The organism is Euryhalocaulis sp. (assembly GCF_013911995.1).
Taxonomy (GTDB): domain Bacteria; phylum Pseudomonadota; class Alphaproteobacteria; order Caulobacterales; family Maricaulaceae; genus Euryhalocaulis; species Euryhalocaulis caribicus.
The window spans coordinates 1-14,941 of record NZ_JACESD010000062.1 but is presented as its reverse complement, the minus strand read 5'-3'; the positions used below and the strand labels follow the sequence as shown (position 1 = coordinate 14,941).

Genomic DNA, 14,941 nt, shown 5'->3' with positions numbered 1-14,941 from the left:
GTATCGTGCTGGCCGGGGGCCTGTCCTGGACCCCGCGCGAGGACCTGACCATTGACGCCGGCTACCAGCACCTGTTCTTCGACGACGCGCCGATCGACAAGGTCGGATCGTCCGGCGACCGCCTTGTCGGCGAGTTCGATAACGCCGCCGACATCGTATCGGTCGGTCTGAACTGGCGCTTCTAGGGGATAAGTTTTCGCTGCAAGGCGGGCATGACGTGACAAAATTGCTTCATGGGGCAAAAAATTTCCCGTCAGGGGATTTTCTTTTCGCGCCGCTTTCGTCACAGTGCCCGCGAAGTTTCAGGACGCAGGTCACAATGACAACGCGCTTTGACATCGCCGACATGATCGCCGCGGGCCGCCAGGCCGGCGCGATTTCGCGCGTGTCCATTGCCGCCGTCACGATTGCCGCCGCCCAGACCACCACCGGTATGACCATGTTCGACCGGGGGAGCGGATAGGCGCGAGCGTTCAGCGAAAACGAACCAAGCACCAAGGCCCGCTCCCCAAAAGGAGCGGGCCTTTTTCTTTGCGCGAAAAGGAGAAGGACAAATGGAACTCAATCTCGGCGAAAGCGACGCGGACCCTCAGAAAGACAGCCGGCCGGGCTATCGGCCCGATGTGAGGAAACGGGACGCCAGGCTGGTCGTCCTGAAATTCGGCAGCTCCCTGCTCAAGACCGACGCTTGCCCGCACAAGGCGGTGCACGAGGTCTATCGTCATGTGCGGCAGGGCCGGAAAGTCCTCGCCGTGGTTTCCGCGCGGCAGGGAGAGACGGACGCGCTCTATGCCGAAGCGGGCGCGCTTTCCGACGGTCAGAAGTCCCGCCACCTGCCGCGCCTGCTGCGTCTGGGCGAATTGCGTTCGGCGGCGTCCCTCGCCCTGGCGCTCGAGCGCGTCGGCGTATCCGCCGCCGCCGTGGACCCGCATGAAATCGATTTCCGCGCGGAGGGCGATGAGGACGACGCCCGGCCCGTCAGCTGTGACGCCGCCCGCCTGCGCGCCAAGCTGGAGCGCAACGACGTCGTGGTCGCCGCCGGTTTCGTGGCGCTGGACGCCGAGGACGAGCTGGTCCTGCTGGGCCGGGGCGGCACCGATTACAGCGCGGTATTTCTGGGCGAGGCGCTGAACGCCGGAAAGGTTCGCCTGATCAAGGATGTCGACGGCGTCTATGACGGCGACCCGGCGGAGAAGCCGGGGAAGGATTCGCGCCCCTATGCGCGGCTGGACTGGAAAGGCGCGGAGCGGATCGGCGGCCGCGTGGTCCAGGGCAAGGCGCTGGCCTATGCGGCGGAAAAGGACGTGCCGCTGGAAGTCGGCGGGCCGGGCCTTCGCTATGAGACACAGATCGCCGCCGGCGCGCGTTCGGTCGTCCAGTCCTGCCAGCCGCGAAAGCTGAAAGTGGCGCTGGCCGGGTGCGGCGTGGTCGGGGGCGGCGTCTATGCCAGCCTGAAACGCCAGAGCGAATTGTTCGAGGTCAGCAAGGTTCTGGTGCGCGATGTATCGCGCGAGCGTATCTGCGACATCCCGGAAGACCTGCTCACCGACGATCATTCGGACCCTGCTTTTGCCAGTGCGGACGTTCTGGTCGAGACGATGGGCGGTCTGGACGAGGCCGGATCCCTGATCGAAACGGCGCTCGTGCGGGGGCAGGACGTGGTGACGGCCAACAAGGCGCTGGTCGCCCGCCGGGCGGAGACGCTGGACGCGGCCTGCAAGGCGGGCGGATCGAACCTGAAATATTCCGCCGCGGTCGGCGGCGGCACGCCGGTGATCGAACGTCTCGACGCGGCGCTGGAGGCCGGGCGCATCGTGACCGCAATCGAGGGCGTGGCGAACGGGACGTGCAACTTCATCCTAGACGAGATGGAAACCGGCGTTTCCCTGGAGGACGCCATCGCGGCGGCGCAGGAGGCGGGCTATGCGGAGGCCGATCCCAGCGCCGATATCGATGGCTGGGACGCCGCGGCGAAAATGGCCATACTCGCCCGCCGCGCGTTCGGCGCGGATATCTCGCCCGAGGCCGCCTCGCGCGACAGCCTGCGCAGTGTGACGGTCGATCACCTTCGCTTCCTGAAGGCGCGGAAGCTGCGGCTGCGTCAGGTCGGGCGGTGCGCCATTGAAGGCTCCCGCTTCTCGCTTTCGGTCTCGCTCAGCCCGGTTTCGGTGGACAGTTTCCTGGCCCGGCCGCGCGGGGCGGAAAACTGTTTCCGCATCGTCTTCGCGGATGGATCGGAGGAAAATGTCTTCGGCCTCGGCGCCGGCCGCTGGCCGACGGCGGAGGCCGTGGTCGCGGACCTGCTTGATCTCCACCGCCTGCGTGCGCAAAACCCGGTGAAGGAAGTCTGATGCCGGAGAGCGACCATGTCCCCACCCGATACCGTCACGGCGCGCGCGCCGGCCAGCGTGGGCAATGTCGGCGTCGGGTTCGACATACTGGGTCTGGCCTTCGGCGCGCTTGAAGACCACGTGACCGCGCGGCGGCTTGTCGAAAAAGGCGCACGGCTGGGCGCGGTTTCGGGCTGTGTCGAGGCGCTGCCCGGCGAGGCGGACCGCAACACGGCCCTGCGCGCCGCGCAGGCGCTGCTGGATGAGGCGGGCGCGGATTTCGGCGTCGAGTTGTCCGTGCAGAAGGGCGTGCCCTTGAGCGCGGGGCTGGGCGGCTCGGCGGCGTCCGCTGTGGCGGCGGTCGTGGCGGTGAACGCGCTGCTGGACGCGCCGCTGGACCATGACGCGCTGTTCCCCTTCGCGCTGGAAGGGGAGCGCGCCTCCAGCGATCCGCCGCCGCCGGATAATGTCGCCGCGTGCCTGATGGGCGGCCTGGTGCTGACCCGCCCCGGCACGGCGCGGCCGGTGACGCGGCTGCCTTTGCCCTCCGGCCTTGTCTGCGTTGTGACCCACCCCGACGCGCGTCTGGATACGCGGGACGGGCGGGCGGCCCTGAAGCCGGACGCGCCGCTTTCCACCGTCATTGCTCATACCGGCAATCTGGCCAGCTTCCTGGCCGGATGCGCCGCCGACGATCACGGCCTGATCGCCGAAGGTCTGCGCGACGTGCTGGTGGAGCCGCAGCGCGCGGGGATGGTTCCGGGTTTCGCGAACGCCAGCGCGGCGGCGATGGAGGCCGGGGCGCTGGGATGCTCTCTCTCCGGCAGCGGGCCTTCGATTTTCGCATGGTGTGCGGCGCCGGCGGCCGATGATGTGGCGGCGGCCATGGTGCACGGGTTCGGGCAGGGCGGCGTCTCCGCTTCCGCTTATCGCGCGCCGCTAAACTCTCCGGGCGCAGAGGTGATTTCCGCATGAAGTTTCTCAGCACCAACGATCCCGCAGCCTCGGCAAGCCTGTCTGACGCCCTGCTGTCAGGCGCCGCGCCCGATGGGGGGCTGTATTTTCCGGAAGACTTCCCCGAAGTCGATTTCACAGGCTTCAAGGATCGCGGCCTGTCCGAGCGCGCCCAGCGCCTGCTGACGCCGTTCTTTGACGGCGATGCGCTCGCCCCCCGGCTGGGCGCTTTCTGCGAGGCGGCTTTCGCCTGGCCTGTTCCGGTTTGCGAGCCGCGCGGCGCGGGCGATTACTGGACGCTTGAGCTGTTTCACGGCCCCACCGGCGCGTTCAAGGATCACGGCGCCCGCTTCCTGCGAGAGGCGCTGGACGCGCTGGGCGATGACGCCGATCCGTTCACGGTGCTGGTCGCCACGTCCGGCGATACGGGCGGCGCGGTCGGCGCGGCGTTCGAGGGCGCGGAGCGCGCGCGCGCCGTGATCCTGTTTCCGAAAGGACGGGTCTCGCCCTTTCAGCGGCATCAGCTGACCTGCTGGGGCGATGGCGTGACGGCGCTGGAAGTGGAGGGCGATTTCGACGATTGCCAGCGCTTGGTAAAACAGGCCTTCGCCGACCGCGACCTGTCCCGCGCCGCGCGCCTGACCAGCGCCAACAGCATCAATCTGGGCCGCCTCCTGCCGCAAATGGCCTATTTCGCCAGCGCCGCCTTCGACGTTCTGGAAAACACCGGGCAGACGCCGGGCTTCATCATTCCCACCGGAAACATGGGCAATGCGGTGGCGTGCCTGTGGGCGCGGGCCTGCGGCGCGCCCGTGGGGCCAGTGGTGATCGCCGTCAACGCCAATCGCGCCCTGCCGGACTATTTCGAGACGGGGAAATACGCGCCGCGCCCGTCCGCGGCGACGCTCGCCAACGCCATGGATGTGGGCGATCCCAGCAATTTCGCCCGCTTCGTCCAGCAGGGCCGGTTGGGCGAAGGCGTCTCAGCCGTTTCGGTCGCCGATGACGCGATACAGGCGCGGATCCGCGCTGAATTTGAAACGAAGGCGCGCACCCTCTGTCCGCATACCGCTGTCGGCGCGGAGGCGTTTGCCCGGCTGGACGCGGCGCGAAAGTCCGCTCCATGGGTCGTTGCCGCCACGGCGCACCCCTATAAATTTCGCGAGACCGTGGAGCCGTTGATCGGTGAAGCCATCGCTCCGCCCCCGGCTTTCGAGGCGATTTTCGGCCGGAAATCAGAGGCGAAGCCAATCGCGGCAGAGTTGAGCGCGCTCGCTCAAGCACTCGAAAGTGGGCAATAATGTTGCGCTTGAGCAACAAATACGCAGTTGCGAGATAAAAATCATTCCATTTTTCGCAGGTGCGCAGAAAGGGGGTTGCCAGCCTTGTTCGCCCCCGTCAGCGTTAAGGGCAACAAGATTTCAGCGAAGTAACCGCGAAGGAAAGCAGTTCAGACGATGTTCGCCCAAGACCTCATCCGCGCAATCGATGCACAGAGCGTTTCCGCTCTGGCCGCGCTGCTGAGCGTCATTCTAGTCGTCGTACTGCTGATTAGCCCCGGAATACCGGAAGCGGCTAAGGACCCTGCGCGAACTTAAGAACCAGCGACAAACAGGACCTCCTTTCAAGACCCCCGCTTCCGGCCCGGAAGCGGGGGTTTTTCGTTTGGAGGTCCGGTCCCTGACCAAAGGAACGGACCAGAGATGACAGACCAGCCCGCCAAGCGCAGCGACGCGATCACCAGGGGACCCAGCCGGGCCCCCGCGCGGGCCATGCTGCGCGCCACCGGCCTGACCGATGACGATTTCGCCAAGCCGATGATCGCCGTGGTGAACACGTGGTCCACCATCACGCCGTGCAACCTCCATCTCGGCGACCTCGCCGAGCCGGTGCGGCGCGGCGTGCGGGCCGCCGGCGGCGCGCCGATCGATTTCAACACCATCGTCGTGTCGGACGGTATCACGATGGGCGGGGCCGGGATGCGCGCCTCGCTGATCTCTCGCGAGGTGATTGCCGACTCCATCGAACTGGCGGTGCGCGGGCACAGCCTCGACGGCGTCATCATCCTGGTCGGCTGCGACAAGACGCTGCCCGCCGCGGCGATGGCGCTGGCCCGCATGGATGTGCCGGGTCTGATCTTCTATGGCGGTTCCATCATGCCGGGCCGTCACAAGGCCTGTCCCATCTCCATTCAGGACGTGTTCGAGGCGGTCGGCGCCCATTCGCGCGGGACCATCGATTCCGATGAGCTGGGCCAGATAGAGCGCGGCGCCTGCCCCGGCGCGGGCGCGTGCGGCGGGCAGTTCACCGCCAACACCATGGCCATGGCGCTCGCCATGATGGGCCTGTCGCCGATGGGATCGGCGGACGTGCCCGCGGTTCACGAGGACAAGCCCGCGGAGGCCGAACGCTGCGGCCGGCTCGTCGTCGATCTCGCCAAGGGCGAAATCTCGCCGCGCCGCTTCGTGACGCCCGCTTCCTTGCGGAACGCCGCCACGTCCGTCGCGGCCAGCGGCGGGTCCACAAACGCGGTGCTGCATCTGGCCGCCATCGCGGCGGAGGCGGGCGTGGACTTCTCCATCGACTTGTTCGACGAACTTTCCCGCGAGACCCCGGTGATCGCGGACCTCAAGCCGGGCGGGCGCTACCTCGCCTTCGACATGTTCAAGGCGGGCGGTTGCCGCCTGTTCGGCGAGCGGTTGAAAGAGGCCGGACGCATCGCCGACACGCCGACCGTGAGCGGCAAGACCCTGTTCGAGGAACTGTCCGAGGCGTCGGAAACCGCCGGTCAGGACGTGGTGCTCGGTTTCGACAAACCGCTGAAATCGACCGGCGGCCTGCGCGTCCTCTATGGCGACCTCGCCCCCGAAGGCGCGGTCCTGAAAACCGCCGGCCAGAGCCGCGACGCCTTCGAGGGCCCGGCCCGCGTCTTCGATTCAGAGGAAGACGCCTTCGCCGCCGTCGAGGCCGGGAAGATCAAGGCCGGCGACGTCATCGTCATCCGCAATGAGGGGCCGAAGGGCGGCCCCGGGATGCGGGAGATGCTGGCCGTCACCGCCGCCGTGGCGGGGCAGGGGCTGGCCGGCGAGGTGGCGCTGATCACCGATGGCCGCTTCTCCGGCGCCAGCCACGGCTTCGTCATCGGCCATGTCGCGCCGGAGGCCGCCGCGGGCGGGCCGCTCGGCCGCCTGCGCGACGGCGACACGATCCGCATCGACGTGGAAACCCGGCGCATCGACACCGATGCGGACCTTGCCGCGCGCGACCCCGCGCCGGTTCCCGCGCGCCCCATCACCGGCGGGGTTTTCGACAAGTACGCCCGCCTCGTCAGCTCCGCCTCCCGCGGGGCGGTCACCATCCAGCCAGCCTGAAGGAAACCAGAGCCATGAGAACCTATACAGACGACGACGCCGATTTTGGCCTGATCACCGATGCTCCCGTGGCCGTCATCGGCTATGGCAGTCAGGGCCGGGCGCACGCCCTGAACCTGAAAGACTCCGGCGCGGACGTGGTGGTCGGCGCGCGCGAGGGCGGCAAGAGCTGGACCCGCGCGAAGGAAGACGGTCTGGCCGTCGCCACGCCCGCCGAGGCCGCGGCCCGCGCCAAACTCATCGCCCTGCTGACCCCGGACATGACGCATGAGGCGTTGTTCCGCGAGGCGGTCCAGCCGGGTCTGGAGCCGGGCGACGCGGTGCTCTTCGCGCACGGATTCTCCGCCCATTACGGCCGGGTGAAGCCGTCGGAAGACGTCGATGTCCTGCTCGTCGCGCCCAAGGGGCCGGGCGATCTGGTGCGCCGGGAATATCAGCGCGGGCGCGGCGTGCCGTGCCTGTTCGCCGCCGCGCAGGACGCCAGCGGCAAGGCCCGCCAGCGAGCGCTCGCTTACGCCAAGGGGATCGGCGGCACGGCGGCCGGGGCCATCGAGACCACGGTGAAGGAGGAGACCGAGACGGACCTGTTCGGCGAACAGGCCGTCCTCTGCGGCGGCGCGACCGAGCTGGTCCTCGCCGGCTACGAAACCCTCGTCGAGGCCGGCTACCAGCCGGAAATCGCCTACTACGAATGCCTGCACGAACTGAAGCTGATCGTGGACCTGCTCTATGAGGGCGGCCTCGCCAAGATGCACGAATTCATCAGCGAAACCGCGATCTTCGGCGATCTCACCTCCGGCCCGCGCGTCATCAATGACGAGACGCGCCAGCGTATGCGCGAAGTGCTGAAGGACATCCAGTCCGGCGCGTTCGCGCGCGAGTGGATCCTGGAAAACCAGGCCGGACAGCCGCGCTACCAGCGCCTGCTGGACGCCGATCTCGAACACCCGATCGAACAGGTCGGCCGCGATCTCCGCGGCCGCATGGCCTGGATGCAACCCGGCGCCAACAACGCCGCCGAATAACGGACCGCAAAGCCCATGACCGCCATGCCCGCTCAACCCGCCCCGGACGTCACGGACGCTCCCCAACCGGCCGCGCCGCGCACCGGCGCGCGCCTGCTGGTCAAGACGCTGGAAGGGCTGGGGGTGGAGGTCATCTTCGGCTATCCGGGCGGCGCGATCATGCCGGTCTATGACGCGCTCCCCGGCTCGGCGCTGAAGCATATTCTGGTGCGGCATGAGCAGGGCGCGGCCTTCGCCGCGGACGCCTATGGCCGGATGACGGGACGGGCGGGCGTGTGCATGGCCACCTCCGGCCCCGGCGCGACCAACCTGATCACCGGCATCGCCAACGCCTACATGGATTCCGTTCCCATGGTGGCAATCACCGGCCAGGTCGCCTCCGGCCTGATGGGCACCGACGCGTTTCAGGAGATCGACATCTTCGGTCTCACCCTCCCGGTGGTGAAGCACAGCGTCATCCTGCGCGACCCGGCGGAAATCCCGGAGAAGGTCGCCGAGGCGTTTCGCATCGCCGAAAGCGGGCGGCCCGGCCCGGTGCTCATCGACCTGCCCAAGGACGTGGCGCAGGCCGAAATCGCCGCGCCGCTGGACCATCCGCGCCGCCCCTGGCCCAAACCGGGAGCGCCGGACGCGGCTTCCATCGAAACGGCCAACGCCATCATCGCGCGCGCCGAGAAGCCGCTGCTCTATATCGGCGGCGGGGTCAGCCGCGCCGGCGCGGTGGAGACGCTGCGCGCGCTCGCCGCCCGCGCCGCCATCCCCGCCGTGGCGACGCTTCAGGGGCTGGGCTGCCTGCCGACGGAGCATGATGACTTCATCGGAATGCTGGGCATGCACGGATTGAAGGCGGCGAACCTCGCCGTGCAGGAATCCGACCTGTTGATCTGTTGCGGCGCCCGGTTCGATGACCGCGCCACGGGGCAGCTTGAAACCTTCGCGCCCAACGCCTCGGTCATCCATATCGACGGCGATCACGCGGAGATCGGCAAGCTGCGCCGCGCCGATGCGGCCATCACCGGCGATCTCGTCACGGCCCTCGAACGCCTCGCGCCGCAGCGCCCCTCAATCGATGCCTGGCGCGGTCACGTGGCGGCGCTGAAACGCGAACACGCCCTCAGCTATGACGCCCCGGGCCGCGGCGTCTATGCGCCGGCTTTCCTCAAGAAGCTGTCGGAAGCGGCGGGCGATTCCTTCGTCGCGGCCTGCGATGTCGGCCAGCACCAGATGTGGGTGGCCCAGCATTGCCGCTTCTCCCGGCCGCAGGCGCATCTGACCAGCGGCGGTCTCGGCGCCATGGGCTACGGCCTGCCCGCCGGCATCGGCGCGCAGATGGCGGCGCCGGACGCCACCGTGGTCACGGTCTCCGGCGACGGCTCCATCATGATGAATATCCAGGAATTGGCGACGCTCCGCCGCTACCGCACGCCGCTGAAGATCGTGTTGCTGGACAACTCCACGCTCGGCCTCGTCCGGCAGTGGCAGGAACTCTTCTTTGAGGAAAATTTCAGCGAGGTCGATCTCTTCGACAATCCCGATTTCGCTGAGGTCGCGGAGGCTTTCGGCGTGGAAGCCTTCACCGTCGCCCGCCGCGATGAGACCGACGCGGCGATCGACCGGATCCTGAATACGCGCGGCTCGATCCTCGCCCATGTGCGGATCGACCCCATGGAAAATGTCTGGCCGCTGGTGCCGCCCGGCCGGTCCAACGCCGAAATGATGGAGGCCTGAAATGGACCACATGCTGCATATCGAACTGGATCACGCGGAGGGCGCGGTGCGCCGGGTCCTGGGCGTGGTCGAGGGGCGGGGCTTCGAGATCCGCTCCATTTCCATGGACGCCGTTCAGGCGGAGGCCGCCAGCATGATGCTGTGCGTCCATGGCCGCGGTCCGGGGCGCGATCCGGACATCCTGAAAAGACAGATTGCCCGGCTGTACGGCGTGCGCCGCGTCGGGCCGGACCAGCTTGCCACAGCGCGTTCAGGGGAGACACGAACATGAGCCGCGACACCAATGACGGGGCCGCAAATCGCTGCTTCGTTTTCGATACCACCTTGAGAGACGGCGAACAGGCGCCGGGCTTTTCCATGACCACGCGGGACAAGCTGGTCATGGCAAAGGCGCTGGCCGATCTGGGCGTCGACGTGATGGAGGCCGGCTTCGCCGCCGCCTCGCCCGGCGACGCCGAGGCGGTGCGCCAGATCGCCTCCGAGATCGAGGGGCCGACGCTCTGCAGCCTCGCCCGCGCGCACGAACGCGATATCGACATCGCCGCCCGCGCGCTGGAGCCGGCCGCCCGATCGCGCATCCATATCTTCCTCGGCACCAGCCCGACCCACCGCGAGGCCAAGCTGAACATGAGCCAAGGCCAGGTGCTGGACGCCATCACGGAGACCATCGCCCATGCCCGCGGCGCCTTCGAGGAGGTGGAGTTCTCCGCCGAGGACGCCCTGCGCACGGAGCGGGATTTCCTTGTCGAGGCGTTTGAAGCCGCGGCCGCCGCCGGGGCCTGTGTCCTCAACGTGCCCGATACGGTCGGCTTCACCACGCCGGAGGAAATCTTCGCGCTTTACCGCCACCTGCAGGAAACGGTGACCCGGCCCGAAGGCGTCATCTTCAGCGCCCACTGCCACGACGATCTGGGCATGGCGGTCGCCAACACGCTGTCCGCCGTGCGCGCCGGCGCGCGTCAGGTGGAGGTCGCGGTCAACGGCATTGGCGAGCGCGCGGGCAATTGCTCGCTGGAGGAAGCGGTGATGGCGCTGGCCACCCGCCGCGACGTCTATGGCGTGGAGACCGGCATCGACACGACCAGGCTCTACGGGACCAGCCGCCTGCTGGCCCGGGTCACCCACAATCCCGTGCCGCGCAACAAGGCCATCGTCGGCCGAAACGCGTTCGCGCATGAAGCCGGCATCCACCAGCACGGCATGCTGGCCGACCGGAACACCTATGAGATCATGAATCCGGAGGATGTAGGCCAGCCCTCGACCAGCCTCGTGCTCGGCAAGCACAGCGGAAAGCACGCGCTGGCCGACCGCGCCAAGCGGCTGGGCTTCGAGCCGGACGCCGCCGCGCTTCAGGATGCCTTCACCGCCTTCAAGGCGATGGCCGATGAGTGCCGCGAAGTGACCGACCAGCAGATCATCGACCTGTTCAAGGGCGCGGGTTCGGCCCCGGCCGCGCCGTGGACGGTGCGCCGGGTGGAGCTTCGCTTTGCTGAAGCCGCCCGCACGGATTCCTTCGCCCGGATCGAATTGCTGCATTCCGAACGCGGCCGCGTCACCGATGTGGGCGTTGGCGGCGGTCCGCTGGATGCCGCCTTCGACGCGGTGCAGAGCATTGTCGGCGTCGCCGCCACGGTGGCGGAGCTGGATATCACCCACAATGCCGAGGAAGACGACGGCGCCGTGCTGGCCGATATCGCGCTGGATATCGACGGTCACCGCTTCACCGGCCGCGCCCGCGGCCGGGATGTCGTGCCCACCGTGGTGGAGGCCTATGTCGTCGCGCTGAACCGCGCCCTGCCAACCGGCGCCGCGCCCCGCCGCGCCGAAGCCGCTTGAAGAGGAGGGACGGAAAATGCCGATCGCCGAAGCGGATTATATCTGGATGAATGGCGGGCTGCGGCCCTGGGCGAAAGCCCAGACCCATGTCCTGTCGCACGGCCTGCATTATGGCAGCTCGGTCTTCGAGGGCGTGCGCGTCTATGCAACGCCCAAAGGGCCGCAGGCCTTCCGCCTGACCGACCATATCAGGCGGCTCTACGACTCCGCGAAAATCTACGAGATCGAGATTCCCTTCGCCTTTGACGGGCTGATGGAGGGGTGCCGCATGGTGGTGCGGGAGAACGGTCTGGAAAGCGCCTATCTGCGCCCCATCGCCTATTACGGCTATGGCGAGATCGGCGTCGTGCCGCCCGATAGCGCGCCGGTGGACGTGGTGATCGCCGGTTTCCCGTGGGGCGCGTATCTGGGCGAGACCGCGCGGGCGGAGGGCGTGGATGTCTGCGTCTCCAGCTGGCGGCGACCCGCGCCGAACACCATTCCCACCGCGGCCAAGGCCGGAGGCAATTATCTCTCCAGCCTGCTGATCTCGCGGGAGGCCAAGCGCCGCGGTTTCACTGAGGGGATCGGGCTGGATCATAACGGCCTGATCTCCGAAGGCGCGGGCGAAAACCTGTTCCTGGTCAAGGACGGGCGGCTGCTGACCCCGCCCGCCGCGTCCTCCATCCTCGGCGGCATCACCCGCGACACCGTGATGACCCTGGCCCGCGAGGCCGGGATCGAGGTGGCCGAGCAGGCCCTGCCGCGGGAGATGCTCTATCTCGCCGACGAGGCCTTCTTTACCGGCACCGCGGCGGAGATCACCCCAATCCGCTCGGTCGACCAGCGTATGGTGGGCGCCGGGCGGCGCGGCCCGGTCACCGAACAACTTCAGGAAACATTTTTCGGCCTGTTCTCCGGCGCCACGCCGGACAGGCATGGATGGCTGGAGCCGATGGCCCAGCCGGCAGAAGGAGTGCAGGCAGATGCCAAAATCGCTGTTTGAGAAAGTCTGGGCGCGCCACCTCGTCGCCCCGGAAACCGCGGAAACCCCGGCGACCCTCTATATCGACCTGCACCTGATTCACGAGGTGACCTCCCCGCAGGCCTTCGCGGCACTGGACGAACGCGGGCTGAAGGTTCGCCGGCCTGACCGGACGCTGGGCACCATCGACCATTCGACGCCGACCCTGAAATTCGGCGCGGGGGACGAACCGCCCTACGCCACGCCGCAGGCAAAATCGCAGGTGGAAACGCTGCGCGACAACTGCTCGCGCCATGGCATTACCCTGCATGACTGGTCCAGCAAGCGGCGCGGCATCGTCCATGTCATCGGGCCGGAGCTGGGCGCGACTCAGCCGGGCATGACGATTGTCTGCGGCGACAGTCACACCTCCACCCACGGCGCGTTCGGGGCGCTGGCCTTTGGCATCGGCACCACCGAAGTCGGTCATGTTCTGGCGACGCAATGCGTCCTGCAGCGTAAGCCGAAAACCATGCGCGTCACCTTCGATAACCGCCTGCCTTCCGGCGTCACCGCCAAGGACGCGGCATTGGCGATGATCTCCGTCATCGGGACCGATGGCGGCGCCGGCCATGTCATCGAATATGCCGGGTCCGCGGTGGAAGCGATGGACATGGAATCGCGCATGACGCTCTGCAATATGTCGATAGAGGCGGGCGCCCGCGCCGGCATGATCGGCCCGGACGCCACCACGTTCGACTGGCTCTATCGCCGCGAATACGCCCCGGCGGACGATGAATGGTTCGACGCGGTGGCGGACTGGCGCTCGCTTCGCAGCGACCCGGACGCGCAATTCGACAAGGAAGTGCGCATCGACGCCGCCACGATCACCCCGATGGTCACATACGGCGTGTCGCCGGACGCGGCCGTGGGCGTGGAATCCATGATCCCCGCTCCGCGCGATGATGCGGGCCGGCAGGCGCTGGATTATATGCGCTTTGACGCCGGCTCCCCGGTCGCGGGGCAGGCGGTCAATCGCGTCTTCATCGGCAGTTGCACCAATTCCCGCATGACTGACCTGCGGGAGGCCGCGCGCATCCTCTTGGGCCGCAAGGTCAAGGACGGCGTGAAAGTGATGATCGTGCCGGGTTCCGAATCCATCCGGCGGGAGGCCGAGGCCGAAGGCCTGCACGAGATCTTCCAGAACGCCGGCGCGGAGTGGCGTCAGCCCGGCTGCTCCATGTGCATCGCCATGAACGGCGATCAGGGCGCGCCGGGGGATCTGGTCGTCTCCACCTCCAACCGCAACTTCATGGGACGGCAGGGCAAGGGCGTGCGCACGGTTCTGGCCAGTCCCGCCACCGCCGCGGCCTCCGCCGTCGCCGGCGAAATCGCAGACCCGAGAGGATATCTGGATCATGTCTATGTCGGATAAATTCACCAGACTGGTCACGAAGACCGCCGTTCTGCCGCAGCAGAATATCGATACGGACCAGATCATTCCTGCCCGCTATCTCACCACCACCGGCCGCGACGGGCTGGGCCAGTTCGCCTTTTTTGACTGGCGCTATGATGATGAGGGCGCGCCGAAACCGCACTCCCAGCTGAACAGTCTGGACACCGCCACCCATCAGGCGCTGGTGGCGGGCAGGAATTTCGGCTGCGGCTCGTCGCGAGAGCACGCCCCCTGGGCGCTGGCCGATTACGGCTTCCGCGCCGTCATCAGCTCCGACATCGCCGACATTTTCAAATCCAACGCCCTGAAGAACGGCCTGTTGCCGGTCGAGATCGGGGCGGAGGCGCATCAATGGCTGCTGGATAATCCCGGCGCGAAGATCGCCCTCGATGTCGAGGCGCAGGAGCTGCGCCTGCCCAATGGCCGCGCCGAGCCATTCGCGCTGGAGGCGTTCGGCCGTCACTGCCTTCTGGAAGGCGTCGACCCGATGGGCTTTCTTCTGGGCCGCATGGACCAGATCGAAGCCTATGAGGGCGCGCATTCATGACGTCAGCGAAAATTGTTTTCCTGCCGGGCGACGGCATCGGCCCGGAAGTCACCGGCGTCGCGCGCGCCCTGCTTGAAAAGGTCTGCGCGGATGCGGGCGTGACGCTGGAAACAGAGGACTGCCTCTTCGGCGGCGCGGCGATAGACCAGAGCGGAACGGCGTTACCCCCCGCCACGCTCAAAGCCTGCCGCGCCGCCGACGCCGTCTTTCTGGGCGCGGTCGGCGGGCCGAAATGGGATGGCGGGCCGGAGCGCCCCGAAGCCGGGCTTCTCGGCATCCGCAAGGCGCTCGGCCTGTTCGCCAATCTACGCCCCGTCGCCCTGCAGCCGGGCACCGAGCATCTCTCCCCGCTGCGTCCCGAACGCGTGAAGGGCGCGGATCTCCTGATCTTTCGCGAACTCACTGGCGGCCTCTATTTCGGCGACAAGTCGGAGGGGGAGGAGACCGCCAGCGATCTCTGCGTCTATACGCGCGAGGAGGTGGAACGCGTCGCCCGCGTTGCGTTCGAGGCGGCGCGCGGCCGCAAGGGGCGCGTGACCTCCATCGACAAGGCCAATGTGCTGGCCACTAGCCGTCTCTGGCGCAAGGCGGTGGTGGCGTTGCGGGACAAGGAATACCCGGACATCGAACTGGATCATGTGCTGGTCGACGCCGCCGCCATGAAGCTGATTCAGGCCCCGGCGGATTTCGACGTCATCCTGACCGAAAACCTGTTCGGCGACATCCTAAGCGACGAAGCCTCGGTCATCGC

Annotated in this window: 13 protein-coding genes and 1 pseudogene; all 14 read left to right on the top strand. The window is 67.7% G+C overall.

What is annotated here, in order from left to right:
* Positions 1 to 185, top strand: a pseudogene (locus H2040_RS13105) (outer membrane protein transport protein); the annotation flags it as partial.
* Positions 186 to 319: 134 nt separating this feature from the next.
* The gene (locus tag H2040_RS13100; RefSeq protein WP_022699148.1) at positions 320 to 463 is read left to right on the top strand and encodes a hypothetical protein; all 144 of its coding nucleotides are present in this window, start codon (positions 320 to 322) and stop codon (positions 461 to 463) included.
* A gap of 91 nt (positions 464 to 554) precedes the next feature.
* Complete coding sequence (locus H2040_RS13095) at positions 555 to 2,351, top strand: homoserine dehydrogenase (protein ID WP_287157970.1); 1,797 nt, start codon at positions 555 to 557, stop codon at positions 2,349 to 2,351.
* Positions 2,352 to 2,366: 15 nt separating this feature from the next.
* Positions 2,367 to 3,305, top strand: coding sequence for a homoserine kinase (locus tag H2040_RS13090; RefSeq protein WP_287157968.1), 939 nt, complete (start codon positions 2,367 to 2,369; stop codon positions 3,303 to 3,305).
* Positions 3,302 to 4,585 (top strand): threonine synthase, encoded by a 1,284-nt coding sequence (thrC, locus tag H2040_RS13085; RefSeq protein ID WP_287157966.1) that lies wholly within the window; start codon positions 3,302 to 3,304, stop codon positions 4,583 to 4,585. Before H2040_RS13090 ends, thrC begins: the two co-directional genes overlap by 4 nt.
* A gap of 402 nt (positions 4,586 to 4,987) precedes the next feature.
* Positions 4,988 to 6,655 (top strand): dihydroxy-acid dehydratase, encoded by a 1,668-nt coding sequence (gene ilvD, locus H2040_RS13080; RefSeq protein WP_287157964.1) that lies wholly within the window; start codon positions 4,988 to 4,990, stop codon positions 6,653 to 6,655.
* Positions 6,656 to 6,669: 14 nt separating this feature from the next.
* Entirely contained in the window at positions 6,670 to 7,680 is a 1,011-nt protein-coding gene (gene ilvC, locus H2040_RS13075) for a ketol-acid reductoisomerase (protein ID WP_287157962.1), read from the top strand.
* 15 nt (positions 7,681 to 7,695) lie between these two features.
* Positions 7,696 to 9,408 (top strand): acetolactate synthase 2 catalytic subunit, encoded by a 1,713-nt coding sequence (gene ilvG, locus H2040_RS13070; protein WP_502709340.1) that lies wholly within the window; start codon positions 7,696 to 7,698, stop codon positions 9,406 to 9,408.
* 1 nt (position 9,409) lies between these two features.
* Complete coding sequence (locus tag H2040_RS13065) at positions 9,410 to 9,679, top strand: ACT domain-containing protein (protein ID WP_022699140.1); 270 nt, start codon at positions 9,410 to 9,412, stop codon at positions 9,677 to 9,679.
* Positions 9,676 to 11,244 (top strand): 2-isopropylmalate synthase, encoded by a 1,569-nt coding sequence (locus H2040_RS13060; RefSeq protein ID WP_287157960.1) that lies wholly within the window; start codon positions 9,676 to 9,678, stop codon positions 11,242 to 11,244. The genes H2040_RS13065 and H2040_RS13060 overlap by 4 nt, the downstream gene beginning before the upstream one ends.
* Positions 11,245 to 11,260: 16 nt before the next feature.
* Entirely contained in the window at positions 11,261 to 12,229 is a 969-nt protein-coding gene (locus H2040_RS13055) for a branched-chain amino acid transaminase (RefSeq protein ID WP_287157958.1), read from the top strand.
* Positions 12,210 to 13,622: a 3-isopropylmalate dehydratase large subunit gene (leuC, locus tag H2040_RS13050; protein ID WP_287157955.1), complete on the top strand. Its 1,413-nt coding sequence runs from the start codon at positions 12,210 to 12,212 to the stop codon at positions 13,620 to 13,622. The genes H2040_RS13055 and leuC overlap by 20 nt, the downstream gene beginning before the upstream one ends.
* Complete coding sequence (gene leuD / locus H2040_RS13045) at positions 13,606 to 14,190, top strand: 3-isopropylmalate dehydratase small subunit (RefSeq protein WP_287157953.1); 585 nt, start codon at positions 13,606 to 13,608, stop codon at positions 14,188 to 14,190. The genes leuC and leuD overlap by 17 nt, the downstream gene beginning before the upstream one ends.
* The coding region (gene leuB / locus H2040_RS13040) for a 3-isopropylmalate dehydrogenase (protein ID WP_287157951.1) at positions 14,187 to 14,941 on the top strand (755 nt) is incomplete at its 3' end. The genes leuD and leuB, both read left to right, overlap by 4 nt.